The organism is Chryseobacterium wanjuense (assembly GCF_900111495.1).
GTDB classification, from domain to species: Bacteria; Bacteroidota; Bacteroidia; order Flavobacteriales; family Weeksellaceae; genus Chryseobacterium; species Chryseobacterium wanjuense.
In genome coordinates, this window is record NZ_FOIU01000002.1 from 57374 (window position 1) to 75839 (window position 18466).

An 18466-nucleotide genomic window follows, 5' to 3' on the forward strand; every position below is an offset into this window, starting at 1 on the left:
ATAAACTGATAAAAATTAAACGTTAATTGTATTGATTATTTAAATTAAATTTATTAAAAAAAGCTTTAAAATGTAAAATTTACACTTTAAAGCTTTTCGTTTTATAAAATTCATTAATAGTAATATAAAATAAACAGTTATATTGTTTTTAACTAAAAATTTACTTCACCCTCAACCTTTCTTTAATAGATTCTATGCTTTTTTTCGCAGAATCTTCCAAAATCAGGCTTGCGCTCATATGGATTCTTGCAGGCATTAAATCATTGAAATGATCTGTTCCCTCCCAAGATACTTTTTTAATTAAAGCTAATGCATCACTGCTTCTTGAAGCCAAAGTCTGAAGGAATTTTTCCAATTTTGCATCCATTTCTTCGATAGTTGCTGAGACTGAATGATAAACATTATGCTGTTCCGCCCATTCCGCTGATCTGAAATCTGCATCGATTGCCATTGCTGAAAACTGGGACTTCCCGATTTTTCTTTCTACATAAGGCCCGATCACGAAAGGTCCGATTCCCAGATTAATTTCCGTTAAAGCCAAAGCAGAATCTTTTGTGGCAAAACAATAATCTGCACCGCAGGCAATTCCGACACCGCCGCCCGTAGTTTTTCCTTGAACTCTTACAACAACAATTTTACCGCAGTTTCTCATCGCATTCAAAACTTTGGCAAAACCACCGAAAAATTTCGTTGACGCTTCCAGCTCTTCGATAGCTAAAAGTTCGTCGAAACTGGCTCCAGCACAAAACGCTTTTTCACCTTCACTTTTTATGAGAATGGCTTTTACCTCATCTTTTACGCCTTCATCTAAAATGGTCTGTGCTAGTTTTTCTAGAATAGCTCCCGGAAGAGAATTACTTTTTGGAGTTCCGAATGTGATCTCGGCGATATTGTTTTTAAGTTCTGAAACTACGAATTCGTTCATTTTTAAATTAAATTGGATTGATACAAAAATACGAAATACCATGGTTTCAAGGAAAATTTAAAGCATATAAATTAGGGTCTGCTTTTTGCTACAATTCTCATTACGTAGAAATACGTAATCTTCAATTTGGTATTTTCTACTCTACATCCTGCCTTTTTAATGTTGTTACTTTGGATTGTCAATATTTAATACATATAAAGACAAAAAAGGCGGTCTCCGAAAAGCCGGGAAAAGAGTAGGAAAATTTAAAACTGAAAAAAAATAGTAACCATGGAAGAAATTATGGGAGTAATCAAATCGTTCTCAGGAAACTTTGCCCCTGTAAACTTTATGTTCTGCGATGGAAGATTATTAAGTATTGCTCAAAATACGGCACTTTTCTCCATTTTAGGAACTACTTATGGCGGCGACGGCATCAACACCTTTGCTTTGCCAAACCTGAACGGGCGTTATCCTTTGGGACCAGGGTCAAACGGGGGTCAGTCTTATGTACTGGGCGAACAGTCGGGAACTCCGCAAACGACTCTTATGTCTATGAATTTGCCTACCATTACAAGTCAGCTGAAAGTTGCGAATGCAAATGCTACTTCTGCATCACCTTCTGCGACATCGACACTTGCAATTACTGGAACACAATCGGGAAGAGATTTCACTGCCATTCCAAGTTATATCAATAATGCGGATCCTTCATCAGTGACGCTTCTTAATCCTCAATCTGTCATATTTCAGGGACAAAACCAGCCTATTGACAATATGATGCCTTATATAGGAATGAACTACATCATTTGTGTACAGGGAATTTATCCTTCCAGAAGCTAACCACAACTATTCACAAATTAATAATTAAAAAACTAAAAAATACCATGGAAGAATACTTAGGAACCATTAAAATGTTTGCAGGAAACTTTGCACCTAGAGGCTATATGTACTGCAACGGAGCGATATTAAGCATTGCTCAGAACCAGGCTCTTTTTTCTCTTTTAGGAACAACTTACGGAGGAAATGGGACTACAACTTTCGCGTTGCCCAACCTAAACGGCCGTGCTCCGATCGGTGCAGGAATTGCCAATACAGGAAAATCTGTGAATCTTGGTGAAGTGGGAGGATCTCCTGCAACAACTTTATTAAATACAAACTTACCAACTTTCGCAAGTCAGCTAAGAATATCTAAATCCAACGCAGCAACAGCTTCTCCATCATCAGCATCATCTATTGCTGTGACAGGGACACAGTCCGGAAGAGATTTTACAGCCGTTCCCAGCTTTGTAGATACAGCTCCGGATACAGTGATCAACGCAGGTTCAGTGACTTTCGTAGGCGCTAATGTACCTGTTGAAAACATGTCTCCTTATTTAGGAATGAACTATATTATTTGTGTAGAAGGGATCTATCCTTCAAGACCATAAATAAAAAAAACTAAAAAACAACCTAAAATTTACTATCATGAAAAGGACTATACTTTTTATTATCTGCAGTCTTTTCATATCGATTTTTTCATTTGGACAGACCAGCACAGAGCAGTTTGAGACAGAATCTCACGGAAGTGCAAGTTTTACAGACAACGGAGTGATCTTTAATATCATTTCCCATGTAAATACTTACGACATCCAGGCAAATTACCCGGGAACGGGATGGAACGGTACCGGAGTTGACAATAGGTATATTGATAATTCAGCGCCGGGAAATCAGGCAAGTGGAACTTCATTTAGTATAAAAACCACCTCTAATTTATTTAAAGTAAATAGATTCTGGGTGTATGCTTCTGCTGCCAATCTGGATCTTTCAGTAGCCGGAACTCTTACCGTTACAGGAAAACTAAGCGGAGTGACCAAGTTTACCCAAACTAAAACTACAGGTTTTACAACGTCTCTTGCTACTACCAATGGTTTTACCCTGATCGATATGACGAATCTTAATGGCCAGAATTACAGCAATATCATTATCGACGAATTGCAAATTACCGGAGGAGGAGGTTATGTATACCTTTCTTTAGATGCCTTTACCTGGGTAAAAGATACTAACGTAGTCTTGGCAGCAAACGAAGTGAAACCTTCTAAAAAAGACTTAAATATCTACCCTAACCCGACTAGCGGTCCCCTTACCATTACAACTGATGATCAGAAAAAACTGGAAATCTACAGCCAATCCGGGCAGTTGATAAAAACAGTTGAAGCCAGAAAAGGCGAAAATCAAACAGATATTTCAGAACTTCCAAAAGGAGTTTATATCCTAAAATCTTCTTCGGAATCTTATAAGATTATTAAAAGGTAACAAGATGCTTATTATTAAAGTTAGAACTAATAACCACGAAAACTTTAGTATAAATAATAAGCGATTGTACCGCGAAAGATTCTAATGCATAAGTGTGATGAGATCCCTTGAAGCAATTCAGGGGATTTTTTTATCTAAAAACCAATCATTAAATATTAAAAAACAAAACCATGGCTACAACATTTAACCAAAATTGGATGAACCGTCTAGACGGTAATAAAAAACTGACAGAAATTACCATTCCCGGAACCCATGACAGCGCAACCTATGACACGGTTTTTATGCCTGCGCAATGTCAGAAAATGAGTTTTACAGATCAGCTGAATTCCGGAATCCGCTTTTTGGATTTCCGTTTGAAAAGAGGCTTCGATGCAGATAAAGATCACGTTTTATGGTTCTACCACGGCAGCCTGGGTCTAAATCTTCATTTTGGACAGGTCATCAATATGCTGGTAGATTTTCTGCAACGCCATCCGAGTGAAACCATCTTAATGTGCGTGAAAAATGAATCTGATCCCAGCAGTGAAAGCAAGCAGGAAAAGTTTTACAATGATTTTAATATTACCATCTCCAACAATTATCCCTCTTTTTTCTACAGGGAAAACAGAATTCCTACGCTTGATGAGGTAAGAGGCAAAATAGTTTTCGTAAAAAGATTCGCCACCGGAACGGTTGACAGCAGTAAAGACGGACTTAATCTTTTCAGTCAATGGCCAAATGATTCTACCATCTCTTTTGAAAACAATGGCATCAAATATTACGTTCAGGATAATTATTACAATTGGGGTAAAGAAAGAGAAGATAAATTCACCCAGTACGTAAAGCCGGCTTTGATTGCCGCAGCAAATGGAGAGCAGGACAGATTATATTTTAATTTTTCGAGCGGAACAGGCTTCTCAGGCGGAGTTCTACCTGATACAACAAGACCCTGGGATCTGGCAAAAGTCGTTAATCCTTTATTTTTAGAATACATAAGACAACATCCAAAAGGCCGATACGGAATTATTCCCATGGATTATCCGGAGCATCCTGACAACAAAAATTTAATCATAAGCTTAATTAATTCTAATGAGTTCAAAACGGTTCCTGCATTATAGAAATTAACGGTTCTAAAACATAGATGAAAGTCCTCTGATTTTTTTTTCAGGGGATTTTTATTGTTTTAAAGCTAAAATATATTTATCAATATACAACTGTTTCTCCTTCAATTTGTATTGCTGAATAAACCTCGGATGTTCCAGAATCGTCATTATATCAAAAAGTTTTGCTTCCTGATTGAGTTTTGAAATAAAATCCGCATTCTTTTTCCCTAAAATAAAAACTTCGGAAGTATAGAGATTCAGGTTAATGTGTTTCTTTAATGAATCGATCATAAAATCTTTTACGTCCTTAAAAAGCTCTTTATCATCATAATAATTGGCATTGATCCAATTTCCTTTTGATTTTCTTATAATCGCCAACGGAAAAGGTGAATTAATGTAAATATCTTTATAAAATTCTTCCGCGCCTCCATATTCCTGAATCATGTCATAGATAAAAACAGATGAAATCTCGTGGGTATGGGCAGACTGCATTTTGATTCCGCAGACAGTTTCCAGCCGTTTTGTATCGGTAAAAGGAATACCTGTAACTCCGGCTCCATTACGGCTCGGATTGATTCCGACAATGAATTTTCTTTTGTTGGAGTCGTTGTAATATTTATGATAAAACTTTTGCATGACTTCCATGGTTTCGGGATTATCCAAGTACGGATTTAATACTTGAAAATCGTCGGGAAGTTTTCCATCATATTTTAAATTTTGATTAAACTCAACAACTTGGTCAGCGAAGGTTTTCATGGATTAAATGTAATAATTTAAAATAGAATAAGAAAGGTCTTTGATATCCTTGTCAAGGTTTAAAACCTTGACAAGGATTGTATTTAATTAACAACAATTAAAAATCAAAATCAATTATCTTTTGATGTGACATTATAAAATTTTCTCTGTTATCAAATAATTCAATGACCTCATTTCTCTTCAATAAAGTCTTAGATTTACTTAAAATCGATTGATAAGAGGAATAATTGTACAGTGAAAAATCATCCATAACAGAATGGTTTTGTGGATTTTGATGAATATAAATAATTGTATTTATCAGATACCCCTCCGAAGTAATCAATTTTCTTTTAAATGGAGATTCTATTAAAGATCCATGCCTGTTATTTTCCTTGTTAAAAGCTTGGGAATAAGAATTGAAAATTCGGGAAAATTGTTTTGAAAAAATATTCTGAGGAGAATGAAGCCCTCTGCCAGAAGCCTTGTCAAGGTTCGAAACCTTGACAAGGCTCTCCAACTCAACATTAGATTTTATCTTAACTAAAAAATGAAAATGATTAGGCATAAGACAGTACGCATATACATCACACACAGGAACAAGAAATTCAGAAATTTTATTGAGAAAGAACAAATAATTCCGATCTGATTTAAAAATATTTTCTCCGTTAATTCCTCTATTATAAATATGATAGAAGCAATCTGCTTCAATAGGTGTAGTTCTAATGTCTGTCATTTCATTTGTGTATTTTACTATAATCCCTGTCAAGGTTTTGAACCTTGACAAGGATAAGAATTAAAAAATCCCTTTCAGTAAAAACCAAAAGGGACCATAAAGTTATATTTTATTTTAAATTAAATCAATCCAAACTGCTCAAAGTGATGCGTAAAATGCTTCTTATGCATCAGTTCCCACATTTCTTTATTTAATTTTCCGAATACAAAATTCATGTGTTCTGCCTGTGGATTTTCTTTGTAGTAAATAGAGAATTTCTTCAAATTATCCATGAAAGACTGTTTTGCAGCATCTAAATTTTTATGTCTTAGATCCAACAATTTTTCATCTTCTTCCAAGAAAGGTGCTGGAAAATCTTTCGGCATTTTTCTGTGATTATAAAGAGAATCCTGCCATTTTTCCAGTTGTTCTTCCGGGGTGAAACATTTGTCGGCTTCCGGTTCGCCCAAGCTTACCAAGACGCCATGTTCCAAATGTTCAATCATTTGCTGTGGAGACATTTTGCCCCAGCTTGGCTGAGTCGATTCAGTTAAACCATTTAAAGCTTTTTGAATATTTTTTAAGTTTAAATCAATAAAAGGAGATTGCTTCGCTACTAATGTTAAAATTGTCGCTACACAAACCACTTCATCTCTCTGATTCACAACCTCAACCAGCCATTTTACAACACCGGAAGGAATATTTCTCCCTTTTACTCCTCTATTGATTTTTTCTTTCGCCGTTAAATAAACCGTGATTGTATCTCCCGCATAAACAGGCTTAAAGAACGAACAGTTTTCCAATCCGTAATTTGCGATAACAGGTCCTTTTTTACCGGAAACGAACAATCCTGCGGCTGCAGAAAGGATAAAATATCCGTGAGCCACTGTTTTATCGAAAATCGTTCCCGTAAGGCTTGTTGCATCGGTATGAGCGTAGAAATGATCCCACGAAACATTAGAAAAATTCACTATATCTGCGTCTGTAACCGTTCTTCCTGCCGTTTCCAAAGAATCTCCCACCTCAACTTCTTCAAAATATTTCTGGAATGGATGCTTATCCGAGTATTTTTTCTCTGCTCCCTGCTGATAAACTTTGGTAATCGCCGTCAAAATATCCGGCGAACCCTGAATTGCTGTTTTTTGAAGGAAGAAATGAAGACCATTCAGACCGCCCATTTCTTCACCACCTCCTGCTCTTCCGGGACCACCATGCATCAAAGTCGGAAGCGGAGAACCATGACCTGTGCTTTCTTTTGCATTGTCTCTGTTCAGCACATAAATTCTACCGTGTTGAGAAGCCATTTTCCATGAAGTTTCGGCCACAAAATCATTGTCGTGAGAAACGATGGAACCTACCAGACTTCCTTTTCCTTTTTTCGCCAACGCAGCAGCTTCTTCAGCATCTTTGTATGGCATTAATGTAGAAACCGGACCGAAAGCTTCGACATCGTGAGAGATATTTTTTTCGAAAGGTTTGTCATTTAAGAATAATTTTGGACTCATGAATGCTCCATTTTCATAGTTGGCATCTACCAATTCATGTTTTCCGTCGTAGATCAGTTCTGTTTCCGTTTTTAAGATATTTACTTTTCTTAAAACTTCTTCGTATTGCTGTCTTCCCACCAAAGAACCCATTCTCGTTTCTCTGTTTAACGGATTTCCGATTTTTGTCTGGTCTAAAGCTTTAGATAAAGCATTCTGAACATCTCCAATTAAATTTTCAGGAACAATAATTCTTCTGATCGCCGTACATTTTTGTCCTGCTTTCGTTGTCATTTCGTTACGAACTTCTTTGATGAATAAATCAAATTCAGGAGTTCCCGGCTTTGCTTCCAATCCAAGGATCGAACAGTTCAAAGAATCTGCTTCCATATTGAAACGAACGGCATTTCCGGCAATTGACGGTAAAGATTTTAATTTTCTACCCGTTGTTGCAGATCCCGTGAATAATACAGAATCTCCATCTTTTACATAATCCAAAATATTTCCAGGCTCACCGCAAACCAACTGAACAGCTCCTTCCGGAAGAATTCCGCTTTCGATCATATCCTGGAAAACAGCGTTCGTAAGATAAGACCCAAACGGAGAAGGCTTCACGATGGAAGGGACACCCGCCAATAATGAAGTTGATAATTTCTCCAACATTCCCCAAACCGGAAAGTTGTAGGCGTTGATCTGCACAGAAACTCCTTCACTTGGCGTTAAAATGTGAGTTCCAAGATGCGTTCCGTTGGCGGAGATTTTCTGAGTATCTCCATCTACCCAAAACGGTGTATTCGGCAACATTCTTTTTGCCAACCCTGAATAGGTAAAGAAAGTACCGAAACCTCCTTCAATATCCACCCAAGAATCAACATGAGTAGCTCCCGTTTTATATGATAATTCGTAATATTTTTTCTTTCTTTCTAAAAGGTAAAGCGCTACTTTTTTCAACATTTCTCCACGATCATAGAATGTCATGGATGAAAGATTTTTGTAGCCAACTGTTCTTCCGTAATCCAAAGCCTGCTCAAAATTGAGTCCTTCCGTATCCGAAACAGCCACCTGCTCCCCCGTCACAGCATTGTACAAAGGAATTCCGTTTCCGGTACCTTCTACCCATTCGCCGTGAATGTAATTTTTTAACTTTTCCATATAGTTTTTTACTTTTTACTTGATTTTAATATTTTATTTTTTGTTCTTTATTTACTTCAGGGTGTTTATCCAGTAAATAGAGAATCCTATCAGATTTAGAAAAAGGAATTTCATAATTAGCACAGATTTTTTTCAAATCAACAAGATATTTTTTATATAATTCAATTTTCTTTGGTTTACTGAATGGCATCTTCAAATTTTCTCCATATATAGTTCTATAAACTCTCTGGTCAATAATTTGAAAATAATCAGGATTAATAAATCTTAAAAATGTTGAAGCCATGGGTAAATCGAACCCTTTTGAATCTAATAATTTTATTAAAATATAATCTGATAAACCTTCATCGTATCCTTTTCTTAACTCGTTAATTTTTACAATTAAATCATTATTTATTTCAGGGAATCTGTTTGTTTTCCAAAGAACAATTTCCAACATGGTTTCATAGGTGAAATCATCTTTTTTTGCATCAAGTTTCTCAGTTAGTTCTTTCTGATATTTAAATTCAGGAAGATCAAGAAGAAGCTTCTTAATGTTGTCTAAATCCTTAATACTTTTAATCTTTCCCTTTTCCATAAAATGAAAATTTATTTTTTATTCTGAAGTTTTAAAGCCTCTTCTAAAGTATAATTTTTAAATACAAAATCATGTCCCAAAAGATCTTTCGCATAATCTTCTACGGTTTGCCCGAAACCGGCTTCTTCTCTTAATCTATTTACGTTTTTAATATCTTTAATAGGCCAGATCATCCATTCTACCACAGGTTTTCCGTCTTTCATTGTTTTAAAAGTACAAGCCTGAGTTCCGTAGATCTGTTCTTTTTTATCCTGTATCAGTTGTCTATCCAGCATCATAGCGTATAATCTGAAAGGTAATTCTTTTTCATCAGCCGCCTTTTTGATAACCGGCATATACTGATTGATTTTTGAAGAATGCTGAATAACCAGCCATGCTGTTTTATTTTCAGGTTCGCCTACTAAAGATTTCCCCGGATAACCATATTTTGCTATCATTTTTTCAATTTTTGCCAGGTTTTCTTCATCCTGTTTATTCATGATCTTACTGATTCCAGTCGTTACATCTTCCTGAGTAAGATTTTTCTCTTTCATGATTTCCTGTTTTCTTTCTGTAGAAGTCGTTGGCTGAACGAGCTCCCGAAAAATCTGATCATCTTTATCAATCTGAGCCAATTCATTTTTGAGCTCAATATTAATCTTTTTGTTCTCAGTTTTCTGAGCACTCATTACAACAGAAAAGAAAATTGCAAAAAATAAATATTTCATGGTAAATTAGTTTAAAATGTACGGTTTACAATTTTTTACTTCGGTTCTTTATAAGGAAACAATTTTACCAAACCTTCATACAAGCTTCGGTGAAGAATCGTTGCATGATTGTCTGTTTCCATCATTTTATATTCTACCGTCCAGTTTTTCTTGTTTGATTTTTTAAGAATATCATACAAATCTTCTGCATCTTTTACCATCACCGGATGTTCACCCTTTCCGACAGAAACATAAATAAATTTCTTAGAATCCGGAATTTTAGTTAATAATTGATTTGCCTGTTTTAAAAGACTTTCATCATCCCACCACAAACTCGGGCTGATGATAAAATAATTGTTAAACATTTCAGGTTTTTTCAACAGAATTTCTGTTGCTAGAAGCCCTCCCAACGATTGTCCGAAAAGATATTTATCGGTCGTCTTAAACTGACTTTCGATATAAGGCTTTAATTCTTTCTCCAAAAAATTGATAAATTTATCCGAATGCCCTGTCGTAGGATAATCTTTCTGTAAATCTTTTAAATCGGTATGAAATGTAAAATCTCTCTTTCTATCAATATTCGCGATTCCTACCACAATCGTTTCCGGCACCGAATACATTAAATTGAAGAACTGCACCAATCCGGTAACATGAATAAAATCCTCATTCATGCTTCCATCCAGAAGGTAAATAATGGGATACGATTTTGTTTTGTCGAAATTTTGCGGAAGATAGATATTTACTGTTCTGTCTTCGTTTAAAATTTTAGATTTTATGGTTCTGATTTCTCCAATAGTCAATGGTTTTATATTTCCAGTCTGGGCTAAAACCATGAACTGAAATGTAAAGAGAATACTGCAGAAAATGAGAAGTTTTTTAATCATATTTAATTTTTTGCAAATTATTTTCATTTGCTTGTTCTTTCTGAAGCTTTTATTAAAACCTAACGGGTTTTGAAAACCCGTTAGGTTTGGTTAAGTTTACTAGCAATTAATCTAAATTTAAAAAATCATATTCAACATTAGAATGATGATAATTTTTGAAAACGTCTAAAGAATCAAAGTATTGCATGATTTCCTTTCTATTCAATTTACTTTCTTTCTCAGGATTTAAATATGAGTTATACGAAGAGTGCTTCCATTGATCAATATTATTTACAAATCCATGATTAACCGGATTATTATGGATATAATGCACAACTTTCAGTAAATATTTCTCATCTGATATTTTCTTTCGCTTTACAGCATTCAGAAAAAGAGCCCCTTTCCGGTTATACCTTTTATTAAATGCTTTAGCATAAGAATTCAGGAAATTTCCAAAGTTCTTCATTAAAGACTGATGTTCATTTTCAACATTTACACCTTCAATATTTTTAAATCTTAATAACACATGAAAATGATTTGGTAATAAACAATATGAATAAATATCCGCAATCGGAAGAATATATTTATCTAACTGTTTCAGAAAAAATTGATAGTTTGTCTCTTCACGGAAAATCAGTTCTTTCCCATTTACATGAGAAAAAATGTGATACACAGAGTCAAATTCAAAACTTTCTGTATTAATCATTTTTGCTTTTATAATAAAACCTAACGGGTTTTGAAAACCCGTTAGGTTTGGGTATACTTATTTAATCTGTTTAATAAAAATCATTTCACATCATCCCAAATACTGTAATCAACAATTTTCGTAGGAATCTGCTGAACGTATTCCGTGAACGGTTCGCAAGGCAGAATTGCATCTTTTCCTTCTCTCGCCAATTCCTGATAGAGTTTTGTTCCTTCCGTTTTCCATTTAATCATTTCATCGGAAACATCGCGGATAATTTTTGCAGGACTTCCAACAATTAATTTTCTCGGCTCACATCTGAAATTTGCAGGAACAAAAGCCAATGCCCCGATGATACATTCGTCACCGATTACAGCTTTATCCATCACCACAGCATTCATACCGACCAAACAGTTTTTTCCAATGTGTCCGGAATGGATAATCGCCCCATGGCCAATGTGTGCGGATTCTTCTAAAATAGTTTCAATGCCCGGAAAAACATGAAGCGTACAGTTTTCCTGAACATTTGCACCGTCTTTGATGATGATCTTGCCCCAGTCACCGCGAATAACCGCATTCGGACCAACATAAACTTCTTCGCCAATTTCCACATTCCCGATAATCACCGCTTGTGGATGAACGTAAGCGGAGGGTTTTATGATAGGGCGAATTCCGTGATATGAATAGATGTTCATAAAATTTTTGTTCAAAATTTAATTTAACAATGTATCAGTCTAACAATTTATCAATTGAATGCTTCGACAAGCTCAGCATGACAATGGAATTGTTACATTGATACATTTCTATATTGTTACATTATTGAAAAAGCTATGCTTTTTCAATTACCATTGCATAACCTTGTCCGACACCGATACAAAGGGTACACAATGCATATTTTTTATCTTGTTTTTGAAGTTCCATGGCTGCAGAACCAACGATTCTTGCTCCGGAAACGCCAAGTGGATGACCGATTGCGATAGCTCCTCCGTTTGGATTTACCCTTGAATCGTCGTCTTTTAAACCTAATGTTCTTGTTACCGCCAAAGCCTGAGCAGCAAAAGCTTCATTCAATTCGATGATATCCATATCGTCTAATGAAAGATTCAGTCTTTTTAATAATTTCTGAGTCGCTTCCACCGGTCCGATTCCCATAATTCTTGGCTCTACACCGGCAACAGATGATCCTAAAATTTTAGCTTTTGGCTTTAAACCATATTTTTTTACCGCTTCTTCACTTGCTAAAATTAAAGCTGCAGCTCCGTCATTCATTCCTGAAGCATTTCCGGCCGTTACCGTTCCTTCTTTTCTGAAAGCCGGACGAAGTTTTCCTAATCCTTCCATTGAAGAAGTCGGCTTGATGAATTCGTCTGTATCAAATATTTTCGGTTCGCCTTTTCTCTGAGGAATTTCAACCTTTACAATTTCTTCTGCCAGTCTTCCGCTTTCCTGAGCTTTTGTTGCTTTTTGTTGTGACCAAAGGGCAAATTTATCCTGATCTTCACGGCTGATAGTATGCATATCTGCTAAATTTTCGGCAGTGTCCCCCATTCCATCAACACCATACATTTCTTTCATTTTTGGATTGATAAATCTCCATCCGAAAGTGGTATCAAACATCTGACTGTCTCTTCCGAAAGCTGCACTTGGTTTTGACATTACATAAGGCGAACGAGTCATGTGTTCTACTCCACCCGCAATATAAATTTCGCCTTCTCCCGCAGCAATAGAACGGAAAGCATTAGCCACCGCCGACATTCCGGAAGCGCACAATCTGTTTACCGTCTCACCTCCGATTTTATAGGGAAGTCCAGCCAACAAAAGCCCCATTCTTGCTACGTTCCTGTTATCTTCACCCGCCTGATTGGCACATCCGAAAATAACATCTTCAATTTCCTCAACAGGAACTTCTGGGTTTCTAGCCACGATTTCTTTAATAACAATCGCCGCTAAATCGTCGGCACGAACTTCTGATAATCCTCCCTGTAATTTCGAGATGGGAGTTCTGATATAATCTATGATGTATACGTTATTCATATATTTCAATTTAACAATCTAGTAATGTAAAAGTTTACCAATACTAAACGCTTTACTTTTTATTTAAACTTGTACTTATATTTTATCATTAACTTTTAATAATTCCTTCATGCCAACACATCCATAGTAAATGATTGTTTACGACTTTAATTCCGACATCATTAATCCATGGATAATTTTCTTTTAAATATTTTTTGGATAAACTTTCAACTTCCTTATTCGTAAATTGTAAATGAGTGGATTCTTTCCGAATCATATTGAAAGTGTCTATTCTCATTTCTTCAAACTCCTTTAAAATTTCATCAAAATTTTCAAGATTGTTAGTTTCAAAATAGTCTTTCATCTTTTCTCCATTAATGAAAAAAGTACTTGAAAACATTTCTAAAATTTTATTTTTATCCAAATTTATCTTTTAAAGCTCAACGACTTTTTTCCCGATTTTGTAAACTGTTCCGACAAATTTCGCAATCAGTTCTTCGTTTTGATTGGTAATTTTAATATCATAAACAGCAGTTTTTCTGGTATTGTTTACCAAAATGCTCTCTGCCCTGAAAATATCGCCTTCTTTTCCTGCTTTGGTAAAATTGATGATACAATTTAAGGCTACAGCAGCGTCTCCGGTATTGTTGGAAGAAAATGCCAATGCAGAATCTGCAAAGGCAAAGGTTACGCCTCCGTGAACGGTTTTTAACCCATTGATCATCTCTTTTTTGATGGGCATTTCCAGTAAGCAATAATTTTCTTTTACTTCAATCAGCTTGATATTCATCCATTGGGAAAAATAATCCTGATCAAACATATATTCTGCAACTTGTCTTGGATTCATTTCTAATTTACTCTTGTTATTTCTTCATATAATTCTTCAACCAGTTTGTCATAAACACCCATTGTTTTTCCAAGAATTATTTGCTCGTATGAAAGATTTTCTGAATTTGACGGATCTTTAGTCTGATAAGAAGCATTTAAATCAATACCATTTTCGTGAGCCAATCTTTTGATCAGTTCACGATATTTTTGATTAAATTTCCCTAATAATTCAAGTCTTTCCTGATAATCTTTAACCGAAGAAAGCTCCTGAATTATATATTCTTTTTCAATGAGAAGCCTTGTTTCTAACTCAGCTCGGAATCCGTCTATATCCATTTTTTTTTAATGTAACGATTTAACAATCTAGCAATTTACCAATTGAGATGCTTCGACAGGCTCAGCATGACAGTACAATTGTTACACTGGTAAACTGATACATTGATACATTTTATAATTTACGCAGTAAAGGGCTTTGTCTGTATCTTTCCTCCTGATATTCTTCATAAAGATTTTGCAGGGTTTCAGAGATTTTTGCATAACCGATTTCTTTTCCCCAAGCTAACAATCCTTTTGGATAGTTTACTCCTTTCTGCATTGCTAATTCAATATCTTCGTCATTAGCAACGCGTAATCTTTTTGCTTCAACTGCTTCATTAATTAGCATAGAGATAATTCTCAAAAATATCTGTTGATAAAGCGCATCGTCCTTTTCTGCCACAGGATTTTGGGCATTTTCCGAATAATCATAAAACCCTTTTCCTGTTTTTCTACCGTGAAGTTTGGCTTCCGACATTCTTTGTTGGAGAAGTGATGGTTTATATTTCGGATCGTAAAAATAATCTTTGTAAACGGTTGTTGTTACAGAGAAATTAACATCAACACCAATTAAATCCATTAATTCAAAAGGTCCCATTTTGAAGTTTCCTAATGTTTTCATGGCTTCGTCTACCTGTTCAGGAGTGGCAATATTTTCTTCAACGATTCTCAGCCCTTCCCCGTAGTAAGGACGGGCGATTCTGTTAACGATAAATCCGGGAATATCCTTTGCAATCACAGGAGTTTTGCCCCAATCTTTCATCAGATTGTAGATTTTTTCCGGTAAAGATTTTTCTGTAAGTAGAGATGGAATAACCTCAACTAAAGGCATCAAAGGAGCCGGATTGAAGAAGTGAATTCCGATGAAACGCTCCGGCTTTTGTAATTCTGCACCGAGAGAGGTGATGGAAATGGATGAGGTATTGGAACCGATGACACAGCTTTCGGAAACGTGTTTCTCTAATTCTGTGAAAACTTTGGTTTTAATTTCTTTATTTTCGATGATGGCTTCGATGATTAATTCACAATCTTTGAAGTCCTTCAATTCTGTAGCGATGGAAATATTGGCTAAAATTTCAGTCATTTTCTCTGCCGAAATTTTCTGTTTATCTACCAATTTGGTTAATGTTTTTTCCAAACCTACGGTTGCCGTTTCTACTTGTTTTGCGTTGGCGTCGTAGACCCAAACTTTGCATCCGTTCGTTGCGGCTACTTGTGCGATGCCTATTCCCATAGTTCCGGCACCGATAATTCCTACTTTCATAATGTAACAGTGTATCAATGTAACAATGTAACAATCACGTCCTGTCATGCTGAGCCTGTCGAAGCATCTCAATTGGTAAACTGCTACATTGGTACATTGTTATATTAATTCCTATTTTCCTTTATAATTAGGTTTTCTTTTTTCTAAAAATGCATTTACTCCTTCGATGAAATCTTCTGTCTGTCCTGCTTCCTGTTGCAAATCTCCTTCCAATTCAAGCTGTTCTTTCAATGTATTCGTATAGGAATTAGCGAATGCTTTTTTGGTTAATTTAATGGCTGCAGTTGGCATATTTGACATTTTTTCCAAAATTTCCATTGATTTTTCGGTGAATTCTTCTTCAGAGAAAATTTCAGCAACCAAACCGTATGATTTTGATTCTTCAGCAGATAGTTTTTTACCTGTGAATGCTAAATAATTGGCCAATTGTCTTCCCAATAATTTCGGCAAGAAGTACGTTCCTCCCGTATCAGGAATCAGTCCGATATTTGAAAATGCCTGAGCAAAATAAGCTTTATTATTTGCCAGCACAAAGTCACAGATAAGGGCCAACATTGCACCTGCACCTACTGCAGGACCATTTACCAAAGCGATAACCGGTTTTTTGCAGCGTGTGATTTCCGTAACCAGAGGATTGTAGTAGTCTACCACAATTTTTCTGATGATGTCATGATCGTGATGTTCTCTGCCATTCACAAAAACGTCATCCAGATTCTGACCGGAGCAAAAAGCTCTTCCTCTCCCTGAAATAGCGACACATCTTACAGTAGGATCTTCACTGCATTCTTTAACGAAATCTTTCAGATCTGATAAAGATGGCTTTGTAAGCGCGTTCATAGTTTCAGGCTGATTGAGGTAAGCAATTTTAAGTTTTCCGTCAAAATGCGTTTCAATATCGAGTTGTGTATACATAGTATTAATTTTAAATTATTAATGTACTAATTTAACAATAAAAATGTACCGATTTATCAGTTTAGCATATAACAATATTCACAGTATTGGTAAATTGTTACATTACTAGATTGTTACATTAATTTTAGTGACATTTAAAATAGTCAAAAGGCTCCAAACAATCCAGGCACTGATAGGAAGCCTTACATAAAGTAGACCCGAATCTGCTGATCTGTTTGGTATGCTCGGAACCGCAGCGCGGACATTTTTTCGGTTTCCCGATGTGATTTTCGTCTGCTCCTTTTTCGGGAGGTGTGATTCCGTAAACACGAAGTTTTTCTCTCGCTTCATCGGTCAGCCAGTCTGTTGTCCAGATTGGAAACATTTTGGTAACCACTTTCGCATCCCAACCGTTTTCTTTCATGATCTTCATGATGTCCTCTTCAATAGTAAACATAGCGGGACAGGCAGAATAAGTCGGCGTAATGATTACCTCACACGAATTTTCGCCGGTGATTTTCGCCTCTCTTACAATGCCTAATTCCACGATATTGATTACGGGAATTTCCGGATCGGGGACTAGTTCTAATATTTCTAAAGGATTTTTCAATCTTTTTTAATCTGAATTTTTTTAACGCAAAGTGCGCCAAGTTTTTTTGACTACTAATTGTTTTTAAGTTCGCAAAGGCGTTTCACTTAGCAAAGTCAGCAAAGAGTAAGTAAACTGCTACCTTGTTATGAACATTATTTTTAACCCTGACAGGTTTTAAAAACCTGTCAGGGTTGTCTCTCTACCACGTACACCCCGGATACGCTCTCTGCATATACTGCAATTCACAAAGGATATATCCAAAATATTCTGTGTGATATCCTGTTCTGGATTTTGGCTGCATGAAAGGGTTTGAAGGATATTCTAACCCGAAATCTGCGAAATCTTTTTGTGTAATGGCCACAAATTCGTTGTACAATTCATCTACATTCGGAGCGATGCTTAAGGCAATTAAATCATCTTCACCCTCTACTTTTGCAAACAGACCTTTGGTGTATTCCCAGATATTTTCGATGGCATTGATCAATCGTTCACGGCTTTCTTCTGTACCCTGAGCGAAGATTTTCATCCATGATGAAGTATGTGTATAGTGATATTTTACTTCTTTTAAAGACTTCTGAGCAATCGCAGAAAGCTCTTCATCTGCTGAATTTGATAAAGCTTCATACATCAATTTCTGATACACCGAGAAAACATACACTTTAAGAATCGTCTGAGCATAATCTTCGTTCGGAAGCTCTGTCCAGTGCGCGTTTACATATTCATGTTCGTATCTCAAAAATGCCAAATCATCTTCATTTTTACCGTTATCAATAACTCTTGAAGCGTAAACATAAAAATTATTGGCTTGTCCAAGTTCGTCCAGCGCAATGTTCGTCAGTGCAATATCTTCCTCTAAATAAGGACCTTCACCGCACCATTCTGACAATCTTTGCCCCATGATGAAGCTGTCATCAGCAAACTTTAATAAATAATTGTATAATGGGTTCATTGTTTAATCAATTTGAAGACAAATAGATGATAGACGGATAGAAAACAGACTTCAATACTTTATCTATTATCTATTGGTCTATTATTTCCAAAGTCTTAATTACATATTTTTTACATCATTAGGAATATCGTAGAACGTTGGGTGACGGTACAATTTGTCGTCTGCAGGATCGAAAAACGCGTCCTGATCCATCCCTTCCGAGCTGATGATATATTTACTTGGAACTACCCAAACGCAAGTTCCTTCTTTTCTTCTTGTATACACGTCTCTTGCATTTTGCAAAGCTATTTCTGCTGTTGGTGCCTGAACTGTTCCGGCATGTTTGTGGGATAATCCCGGTTTAGTCTGAATAAACACTTCCCACATATCTAAATTTGCCATAATTAAAATTAATTTAACAATGTATCAATGTAACAGTTTAACAATAATGAGATTCTTCGCATCG

Annotated in this window: 22 protein-coding genes; 4 read left to right on the forward strand and 18 right to left on the reverse strand. The window is 35.9% G+C overall.

All coding sequences use genetic code 11. From position 1 onward, the window contains the following. Positions 1 to 160: 160 nt before the first annotated feature. Positions 161 to 925 (reverse strand): enoyl-CoA hydratase/isomerase family protein, encoded by a 765-nt coding sequence (locus tag BMX24_RS11920; RefSeq protein ID WP_089792994.1) that lies wholly within the window; start codon positions 923 to 925, stop codon positions 161 to 163. A 270-nt stretch (positions 926 to 1195) separates the two neighbouring features. Here BMX24_RS11920 and BMX24_RS11925 point away from each other — a divergent pair, with 270 nt between their 5' ends. The 4 genes from BMX24_RS11925 to BMX24_RS11940 all read left to right on the forward strand — a co-directional run bounded on the left by BMX24_RS11925 (position 1196) and on the right by BMX24_RS11940 (position 4293). Further along, positions 1196 to 1744, forward strand: a complete 549-nt coding sequence (locus BMX24_RS11925; RefSeq protein WP_089792996.1) for a phage tail protein — start codon at positions 1196 to 1198, stop codon at positions 1742 to 1744. A 44-nt stretch (positions 1745 to 1788) separates the two neighbouring features. Beyond that, complete coding sequence (locus BMX24_RS11930) at positions 1789 to 2331, forward strand: phage tail protein (protein ID WP_089792998.1); 543 nt, start codon at positions 1789 to 1791, stop codon at positions 2329 to 2331. A 37-nt stretch (positions 2332 to 2368) separates the two neighbouring features. Then, on the forward strand, positions 2369 to 3196 hold the full coding sequence (locus BMX24_RS11935) for a T9SS type A sorting domain-containing protein (protein ID WP_089793000.1): 828 nt from the start codon (positions 2369 to 2371) through the stop codon (positions 3194 to 3196). Between the two features lie 170 nt (positions 3197 to 3366). Beyond that, on the forward strand, positions 3367 to 4293 hold the full coding sequence (locus BMX24_RS11940) for a phosphatidylinositol-specific phospholipase C (RefSeq protein WP_089793002.1): 927 nt from the start codon (positions 3367 to 3369) through the stop codon (positions 4291 to 4293). A gap of 57 nt (positions 4294 to 4350) precedes the next feature. Here the strand turns inward: BMX24_RS11940 and BMX24_RS11945 are convergent, their stop codons facing one another. From BMX24_RS11945 to paaB, 17 genes are all read right to left on the reverse strand, one after another. Next, positions 4351 to 5034 carry an SMUG2 DNA glycosylase family protein gene (locus BMX24_RS11945; RefSeq protein ID WP_089793004.1) on the reverse strand — a complete coding sequence of 228 codons (684 nt, stop codon included), beginning with the start codon at positions 5032 to 5034 and terminating at the stop codon, positions 4351 to 4353. 97 nt (positions 5035 to 5131) lie between these two features. Beyond that, positions 5132 to 5746, reverse strand: coding sequence for a transposase (locus BMX24_RS11950; protein WP_089794652.1), 615 nt, complete (start codon positions 5744 to 5746; stop codon positions 5132 to 5134). A 119-nt stretch (positions 5747 to 5865) separates the two neighbouring features. Further along, on the reverse strand, positions 5866 to 8361 hold the full coding sequence (paaZ, locus tag BMX24_RS11955; protein WP_089793006.1) for a phenylacetic acid degradation bifunctional protein PaaZ: 2496 nt from the start codon (positions 8359 to 8361) through the stop codon (positions 5866 to 5868). Positions 8362 to 8386: 25 nt separating this feature from the next. Beyond that, positions 8387 to 8935 (reverse strand): hypothetical protein, encoded by a 549-nt coding sequence (locus BMX24_RS11960; protein WP_089793008.1) that lies wholly within the window; start codon positions 8933 to 8935, stop codon positions 8387 to 8389. 11 nt (positions 8936 to 8946) lie between these two features. Continuing rightward, complete coding sequence (locus BMX24_RS11965; RefSeq protein ID WP_089793011.1) at positions 8947 to 9642, reverse strand: DUF6624 domain-containing protein; 696 nt, start codon at positions 9640 to 9642, stop codon at positions 8947 to 8949. A 35-nt stretch (positions 9643 to 9677) separates the two neighbouring features. Beyond that, positions 9678 to 10505 carry an alpha/beta hydrolase gene (locus BMX24_RS11970; protein ID WP_089793012.1) on the reverse strand — a complete coding sequence of 276 codons (828 nt, stop codon included), beginning with the start codon at positions 10503 to 10505 and terminating at the stop codon, positions 9678 to 9680. 106 nt (positions 10506 to 10611) lie between these two features. Then, positions 10612 to 11190: a transposase gene (locus BMX24_RS11975; protein ID WP_089793014.1), complete on the reverse strand. Its 579-nt coding sequence runs from the start codon at positions 11188 to 11190 to the stop codon at positions 10612 to 10614. Positions 11191 to 11270: 80 nt separating this feature from the next. Next, positions 11271 to 11864, reverse strand: coding sequence for an acyltransferase (locus BMX24_RS11980; RefSeq protein ID WP_089793016.1), 594 nt, complete (start codon positions 11862 to 11864; stop codon positions 11271 to 11273). Positions 11865 to 11997: 133 nt separating this feature from the next. Then, the gene (gene pcaF / locus BMX24_RS11985; RefSeq protein WP_089793018.1) at positions 11998 to 13203 is read right to left on the reverse strand and encodes a 3-oxoadipyl-CoA thiolase; all 1206 of its coding nucleotides are present in this window, start codon (positions 13201 to 13203) and stop codon (positions 11998 to 12000) included. An 88-nt stretch (positions 13204 to 13291) separates the two neighbouring features. Then, the gene (locus BMX24_RS11990) at positions 13292 to 13582 is read right to left on the reverse strand and encodes a hypothetical protein (RefSeq protein ID WP_089793020.1); all 291 of its coding nucleotides are present in this window, start codon (positions 13580 to 13582) and stop codon (positions 13292 to 13294) included. 33 nt (positions 13583 to 13615) lie between these two features. Then, positions 13616 to 14029, reverse strand: a complete 414-nt coding sequence (locus tag BMX24_RS11995) for a PaaI family thioesterase (RefSeq protein WP_089793022.1) — start codon at positions 14027 to 14029, stop codon at positions 13616 to 13618. 2 nt (positions 14030 to 14031) lie between these two features. Beyond that, a complete protein-coding gene (locus BMX24_RS12000) occupies positions 14032 to 14346 on the reverse strand; it encodes a hypothetical protein (protein WP_089793024.1) in 315 nt (104 codons plus the stop codon). A gap of 112 nt (positions 14347 to 14458) precedes the next feature. Next, a complete protein-coding gene (locus BMX24_RS12005) occupies positions 14459 to 15589 on the reverse strand; it encodes a 3-hydroxyacyl-CoA dehydrogenase NAD-binding domain-containing protein (RefSeq protein ID WP_089793026.1) in 1131 nt (376 codons plus the stop codon). 111 nt (positions 15590 to 15700) lie between these two features. After that, entirely contained in the window at positions 15701 to 16501 is an 801-nt protein-coding gene (locus BMX24_RS12010; RefSeq protein WP_089793028.1) for an enoyl-CoA hydratase/isomerase family protein, read from the reverse strand. A 124-nt stretch (positions 16502 to 16625) separates the two neighbouring features. Further along, a complete protein-coding gene (gene paaD, locus BMX24_RS12015) occupies positions 16626 to 17090 on the reverse strand; it encodes a 1,2-phenylacetyl-CoA epoxidase subunit PaaD (protein ID WP_089793031.1) in 465 nt (154 codons plus the stop codon). Between the two features lie 181 nt (positions 17091 to 17271). Next, entirely contained in the window at positions 17272 to 18021 is a 750-nt protein-coding gene (gene paaC / locus BMX24_RS12020) for a 1,2-phenylacetyl-CoA epoxidase subunit PaaC (RefSeq protein WP_089793032.1), read from the reverse strand. 99 nt (positions 18022 to 18120) lie between these two features. Next, positions 18121 to 18402 carry a 1,2-phenylacetyl-CoA epoxidase subunit PaaB gene (gene paaB, locus BMX24_RS12025; RefSeq protein ID WP_089793034.1) on the reverse strand — a complete coding sequence of 94 codons (282 nt, stop codon included), beginning with the start codon at positions 18400 to 18402 and terminating at the stop codon, positions 18121 to 18123. Between the last annotated feature and the right edge of the window lie 64 nt (positions 18403 to 18466).

Bases quoted from the DNA above. Each gene is read 5' to 3' on its own strand.
- BMX24_RS11920 (WP_089792994.1), bottom strand. From the start codon at position 925: ATGAACGAATTCGTAGTTTCAGAACTTAAAAACAATATCGCCGAGATC.
- BMX24_RS11925 (WP_089792996.1), top strand. From the start codon at position 1,196: ATGGAAGAAATTATGGGAGTAATCAAATCGTTCTCAGGAAACTTTGCC.
- BMX24_RS11930 (WP_089792998.1), top strand. From the start codon at position 1,789: ATGGAAGAATACTTAGGAACCATTAAAATGTTTGCAGGAAACTTTGCA.
- BMX24_RS11935 (WP_089793000.1), top strand. From the start codon at position 2,369: ATGAAAAGGACTATACTTTTTATTATCTGCAGTCTTTTCATATCGATT.
- BMX24_RS11940 (WP_089793002.1), top strand. From the start codon at position 3,367: ATGGCTACAACATTTAACCAAAATTGGATGAACCGTCTAGACGGTAAT.
- BMX24_RS11945 (WP_089793004.1), bottom strand. From the start codon at position 5,034: ATGAAAACCTTCGCTGACCAAGTTGTTGAGTTTAATCAAAATTTAAAA.
- BMX24_RS11950 (WP_089794652.1), bottom strand. From the start codon at position 5,746: ATGACAGACATTAGAACTACACCTATTGAAGCAGATTGCTTCTATCAT.
- paaZ (WP_089793006.1), bottom strand. From the start codon at position 8,361: ATGGAAAAGTTAAAAAATTACATTCACGGCGAATGGGTAGAAGGTACC.
- BMX24_RS11960 (WP_089793008.1), bottom strand. From the start codon at position 8,935: ATGGAAAAGGGAAAGATTAAAAGTATTAAGGATTTAGACAACATTAAG.
- BMX24_RS11965 (WP_089793011.1), bottom strand. From the start codon at position 9,642: ATGAAATATTTATTTTTTGCAATTTTCTTTTCTGTTGTAATGAGTGCT.
- BMX24_RS11970 (WP_089793012.1), bottom strand. From the start codon at position 10,505: ATGATTAAAAAACTTCTCATTTTCTGCAGTATTCTCTTTACATTTCAG.
- BMX24_RS11975 (WP_089793014.1), bottom strand. From the start codon at position 11,190: ATGATTAATACAGAAAGTTTTGAATTTGACTCTGTGTATCACATTTTT.
- BMX24_RS11980 (WP_089793016.1), bottom strand. From the start codon at position 11,864: ATGAACATCTATTCATATCACGGAATTCGCCCTATCATAAAACCCTCC.
- pcaF (WP_089793018.1), bottom strand. From the start codon at position 13,203: ATGAATAACGTATACATCATAGATTATATCAGAACTCCCATCTCGAAA.
- BMX24_RS11990 (WP_089793020.1), bottom strand. From the start codon at position 13,582: ATGTTTTCAAGTACTTTTTTCATTAATGGAGAAAAGATGAAAGACTAT.
- BMX24_RS11995 (WP_089793022.1), bottom strand. From the start codon at position 14,029: ATGAATCCAAGACAAGTTGCAGAATATATGTTTGATCAGGATTATTTT.
- BMX24_RS12000 (WP_089793024.1), bottom strand. From the start codon at position 14,346: ATGGATATAGACGGATTCCGAGCTGAGTTAGAAACAAGGCTTCTCATT.
- BMX24_RS12005 (WP_089793026.1), bottom strand. From the start codon at position 15,589: ATGAAAGTAGGAATTATCGGTGCCGGAACTATGGGAATAGGCATCGCA.
- BMX24_RS12010 (WP_089793028.1), bottom strand. From the start codon at position 16,501: ATGTATACACAACTCGATATTGAAACGCATTTTGACGGAAAACTTAAA.
- paaC (WP_089793032.1), bottom strand. From the start codon at position 18,021: ATGAACCCATTATACAATTATTTATTAAAGTTTGCTGATGACAGCTTC.
- paaB (WP_089793034.1), bottom strand. From the start codon at position 18,402: ATGGCAAATTTAGATATGTGGGAAGTGTTTATTCAGACTAAACCGGGA.